The following is a 4,742-nucleotide window of genomic DNA, read 5'->3' as shown; positions in this document are numbered from 1 at the left end:
AGATCGAACCACACGGCCCCATCGAGACCGAAGCAGCCCGCCGCCTCGCCGACGACCTCAAGAACCAGTAATCACCCAATTACCCAACACTTTCTCAGTCGCTGCAACGCCAGCGGACGCTACTGGTTCGACAACCGACCCGATGTGGTCGACTGGGACTGCCGACTGCGCAGTGGCCGCTACTACCTCTACCTCCTCATCGACACCGGGCTTCTCGCGCGGGCCTGACCCGCCGCCCGGCCCCGCCCCTCACTCCGCGATCACAACCCACACCGACGGAGTGAAGGAGAGGGCGGGCTCACCTTCTCGCCCGCCCCGCTGCTGGACAGGGCGCGCGGGTGTGCTCTCTTCGGGACATGTAGTGAACGGCTGGATTCCCGTCTTGTTGCGGATCTTTGAGACTCGGATCCTTCTGGCGTGAGCCATCGGTGTGAGGAAGATCCTGTCTGTCCCCGCGGTCCGCTGACCGTGCTGCAGTACGTAGCGGCACTCAGGGATCTGCGTGACTGGTCAGGGCTTACCTACCGCCAGCTCGCGGCCAAGGCCCAGGCTGCCGACGAGGTACTGCCGACGAGCACTCTCGCGTCCGCGCTCCGTCGTGACACCCTGCCCCGGCCAGAACTGGTCGCGTCCCTGGTACGGGCGGTGGGTCTGGACGAGGCCGCGGTCACCTGCTGGCTGCGCGCCCGGCAGCGCGTGCAGGAGGCGGCCGCGGAGACTGTTCAGGCTGAAGAGGCCGACAAGGCGGCATCAGCCGTGGACGACGACGGGGAGGGGAACGGCGCTCCGGCGGTGGACGGCTGCGGCCGCCGGGTCAGAGCGCGCCGCCGTGTGCTGAAGATGTCGATCGCCGGAGCAGTGGCCTTGGCCGTGTCTCTGGCGATCGGCACGGCGTTGAAGCTCTCGGAGGACCGCGACGACGCTCCGTCGGCGGCGTCCCTGCCCTCGGCCGGCTGGTACCAGATGCGGTCTCAGCACGTCCTGGGGAGGGGGCTGTGCATCGGCGAAGGACGTGAGCGTAACGGCAGAACGAAACGGCCGCTCGCGGTCCAGCGGCCGTGCCGATCGGTCGAACCATCCACGTACCTGGAACGGGTCAGTGTGGGCGTCTACCAGATCCAGTGGCACCACCCCGAGCACGGCGTCGGGTGTCTGACGGTGGATCTCGCATACAGGGTCCCTGGTGCGCTGGTGGCCCCTGTCGTCTGCAAGGGGTCGGCGCATCAGCGATTTGCTGTGGAGCCGGCCCGGCCCGGCAGGGGAAACGTGTACCGCCTGCGGCCCCTGCACTCCAGCCTGTGTCTGGGCTCCCTCGGAGGAGAGGTGGACACGGACAACGGTGCGGAACTCTCCCAGAAGAACTGCGACGGCGGTCAGGACCAGGAGTTCAGCTTCGAACCCAGCGGGCCCCCTTCACCAGGGGGCTGAACCATGGGGCTGCCGCGCCCCCGGATATTGGAGGCATGAGCATGGCTGCCCCGACGACCCGTGTCCGCTTCACCCTTGCGCTGTCCCTCGTCTGGTTGCTCGTCGCCACGTTCGCAGGCGGACAGGCATTCGCCTCGGACCACACCAGCCCAAGGGCGGCGGGAAGTCCGACCGGGACGACTTACTACATAGACGCAGTGACTGGCCAGGACAGCAACAGCGGTACGACCACCGCCGCACCGTGGAGGAGCCTGGACCGGGTCAACTCCGCGGCCCTGTACCCGGGAGACACCGTCGCTTTCCGCCGTGGCCGGACTTGGGCCGGTTCGCTGTTGCTGTCCGCCAGCGGCACCCCGTCCGCACCCATCGGCATCACCGCGTACGGCAGCACCCCCGCCTCGCCGCCCGTCATCGGCGGCGCAGTTCCCGAGTGCGTTCGCGTCACCGGATCGTACTGGCGCATCGGTTCGATCCGCGCGAGCGACTGTCTGTGGGCGGGGTTCGAGATTCGGGGCAGCCACAACCTCCTGTCCTCCGTGTGGGCGGACAACAACGTCGTAGGTGTCTCCGTCGCCGCTGACGCCCACCACAACACCCTCCAAAACAGCACCCTCACCGACAACAACAAGATGAGCGTCAACACCCCGGGCGGCTCGGACGACTCCGGCGCCTTCGGCGTTCTGCTGAACGGTGACGACAACATCGTGACCCGGAACCTGATCACCAACTCCCGCGCCGTGAGCTACGACTTCGGCCACGACGGTGCGGCAGTCGAGGTTTTCAACGGCGACCGCAACCGGGTCGAGTACAACACCGCCCGTGACAACACCACCTTCACCGAACTCGGCAGAGAGCCGGGCCGGACCGCCGACGGCAACATCTTCGCCTTCAACGCCGTCACTTCGGTCCATCCTGCCAGCGCCTTCCTGGTCACCCGGGGAGCGGAAACCGGCACAGGCCCCGTGTACGGCACTCGGGCGATCAACAACTCCGTGAACCTGACGGGCCCACGGAGCGAGGGCTGGGTCTGCTACGCGGGCTGCGCCCCGAACGTCCTCACTCTCCGCAACAACATCATCAAAGCGGTCGGCAAGACCGGCTACGAGGACGGAGCCGGGGCGGACGAGGACGCGGGCGTCCACTTCGGCGCACAGACGCAGTTCCATCCAGGCCCCCGCTCCGTCCTCGGCGACCCTGCCTTCGTCTCCGCCACTGACCTCCGGCTCACCGGCGCCAGCCCCGCGATCGCCCGTGGTGTGCCTGTCCCCTACGGCACAGACCTCACGGGAGACCCTGTGTCTACCACAAGGCCAGACGCGGGCGCATACCAGTTTGCCCCCTGAGCCAGGTGCCGTGCTCCGCCGCGAGCGCCTGTACCACCCCGCACGCCAACGAGGAATTGTGTTGGTGGGTGGAACGGCCGGAGAGGGAACTTGTCTGGGACAGGGCTGTGTTGGAGGCTCTGGGAGAGGAATGGTCTCCGAGGGTGTGGGCTGAAGCGCGCTGCCGACCCGGTGGTGGACGAAGGTGTTCACGGGTCTCGATCACGGGTTGGGTATCACGGTTGTGTGGCGGTTGGTCGGCCGCCGCTTCCGGGCCGTCTGCTACTGCCGGTTGAAGCCGCTGGCTGGTCGCGGACCGAGACCTCCCGGGGTCCATTCGTCGGCGAGTGCACACGCGAGGACTGCGTTCTCGGCGAGTAGGTCGAGGCGGCTGGTGGAGTGGGTCATGTCCTGCCCAACGAGTCGGGCCGGGTGGCGGATGCCGGCGCGTCATGATCGCGGTGGACGCCGGGGCCCGGTGGGCAGGGCATGGTGGGGATGTCGTGACCGATACACGACTGGTCGTTCGCCGGCGTGGCCAGCGATACCACCGGGGTGGGTTGGTTGGCCGTCGTGCGCGTAGTCTGACCTTGCCGTGTTGGTCGGCTGCGAACACCGAGAGTGTGGGCGGGTGCCGCTCGCGGCACTGGGCCCGAGCACGCGCACCCCCGGGACCAGGTTTGCCGGCGAGGGCGGCGACTTCCAGCGACCGCAGCGCCGTCGGGTGTCCGCGTCTGCTCTGCGGGCCCATGGTCAGTCAGACATCACCCACCCCGTTGCCCGCCAGTCGTATGGCGAGGCCGTCGGGCAGGTCCTCCCGGCCCGCCAGGCTGTGGAGGACGGCTGTCGAACCGTCCCTGGCCTGTTGCTCCAGCGCCCTGCGGGGGGTGTCCCGGTGCACGTCCGCCGCAGCCCGGTATACCGAGGCGTCGGGGGTGTGCTGCGCACCCGGCTCGTACGCAGGGTTGGTGTTGTCCGCGGACAACACCAACCCCTGATGGCTTCGAAGCGGACTACGAGGTTGTCGAACCGGGTGACAACCGCCCGGTTGAGCTTGAGACGGTTGGTCCCGCACTCGACCACGCGTCGGACCTTGTAGTCCTCACGGTCGAACGCAGAAGGCCCCCGCCGAGAAGCCCCTGCCGGCGCAGGGCATAGGTGGGTGGTCGCGGGTTGCTGCGTCAGCACCTCGTGGCACACTCCTCCCAGGTCACGGGGGCGCACGCCTCTGCAGGGGAGAGTACGAGCTGTGGGCAGGACGAAGTGGGCCGCTGCCGTGGCGGTGGCGATCATCGTGGTCGGAACTGCGGGGTGCGGTAGGGGCGGTTCCGAAGCCGGAGCGGCCGTCACTCCGGTGCCGCCCCGTCCCCAGGGTACGGGGACGCTCTCGAAGGAGGTCGTGCGCGAGGACCTCGACACCTCGGCCGCCGACGCGGACATCCCGGCGGACAAGGAATTCGCCCGTGGAGCCGCGAACGCCCAGCCGGGAACGCCACGGTCGTGCAGCGTCTCGCTCAAGGCCCTATCGACCGACACCACCCCGATCAGCATCGCCCGCTACGACGCCGCGGTGCGCGAACTGCGCGAACGGGACTGGCGCACCCACGACCAGAGGGTACGCAAGACCCCGGACGGCGCGACCGACTACGCCCGGATGATCCTCAAACAGCGCGGCTGGACCCTCTTCACGGAGTTCATGGCTCTCGGGGACGACGGCCAGATCAGTCTCACGGCCGTCGAGGACGCCTGCATGAAGAAGACCGGAGCCGATGTGGATCAGGCGGCCTGACCGAACTCCCGCCACGCGAGGCGAACGGAGACGCTGTGACAGATCCCCTGGACCGGACAGACGAGGTGACCGACTTCGCCCGCGGTCCCGGCGACGAGTACACCGATGCCGACTATGTCGTCTCGCTCTGATTGAAGTATTCGTCTTAGGTATCAGGCCGTTGACCTGTGGTGCTTCACCAATTGAGAAGGCGATCTTCCATG

4 protein-coding genes and 1 pseudogene are annotated in these 4,742 nt (G+C 67.9%); 4 read left to right on the top strand and 1 reads right to left on the bottom strand.

The window, feature by feature from the left end; genetic code table 11:
- The 3 genes and pseudogenes from ABT092_RS30765 to ABT092_RS30755 form a co-directional block, all read left to right on the top strand.
- A pseudogene (locus ABT092_RS30765) lies at positions 1 to 228 on the top strand (hypothetical protein); the annotation flags it as partial.
- 240 nt (positions 229 to 468) lie between these two features.
- Positions 469 to 1,428, top strand: coding sequence for a helix-turn-helix domain-containing protein (locus ABT092_RS30760; protein ID WP_351249777.1), 960 nt, complete (start codon positions 469 to 471; stop codon positions 1,426 to 1,428).
- A gap of 35 nt (positions 1,429 to 1,463) precedes the next feature.
- Positions 1,464 to 2,771 carry a right-handed parallel beta-helix repeat-containing protein gene (locus tag ABT092_RS30755; protein WP_351249775.1) on the top strand — a complete coding sequence of 436 codons (1,308 nt, stop codon included), beginning with the start codon at positions 1,464 to 1,466 and terminating at the stop codon, positions 2,769 to 2,771.
- 736 nt (positions 2,772 to 3,507) lie between these two features.
- On the opposite strand, the gene ABT092_RS30750 is transcribed toward ABT092_RS30755, so the two are convergent.
- Positions 3,508 to 3,735: a hypothetical protein gene (locus tag ABT092_RS30750; RefSeq protein WP_351249779.1), complete on the bottom strand. Its 228-nt coding sequence runs from the start codon at positions 3,733 to 3,735 to the stop codon at positions 3,508 to 3,510.
- A gap of 264 nt (positions 3,736 to 3,999) precedes the next feature.
- Here ABT092_RS30750 and ABT092_RS30740 point away from each other — a divergent pair, with 264 nt between their 5' ends.
- Entirely contained in the window at positions 4,000 to 4,539 is a 540-nt protein-coding gene (locus ABT092_RS30740; protein WP_351249773.1) for a hypothetical protein, read from the top strand.
- Positions 4,540 to 4,742 lie beyond the last annotated feature (203 nt).

Origin of the sequence: Streptomyces sp. NPDC002490 (genome assembly GCF_040296045.1) — a bacterium.
GTDB lineage: Bacteria > Actinomycetota > Actinomycetes > Streptomycetales > Streptomycetaceae > Streptomyces.
Note: the sequence above shows the minus strand (reverse complement) of the source record. Positions and strands in the feature narration are given on the sequence as shown.

Excerpts from the sequence above, each read along its gene's own strand:
- ABT092_RS30755 (WP_351249775.1), top strand. The coding sequence starts at position 1,464 with ATGAGCATGGCTGCCCCGACGACCCGTGTCCGCTTCACCCTTGCGCTG.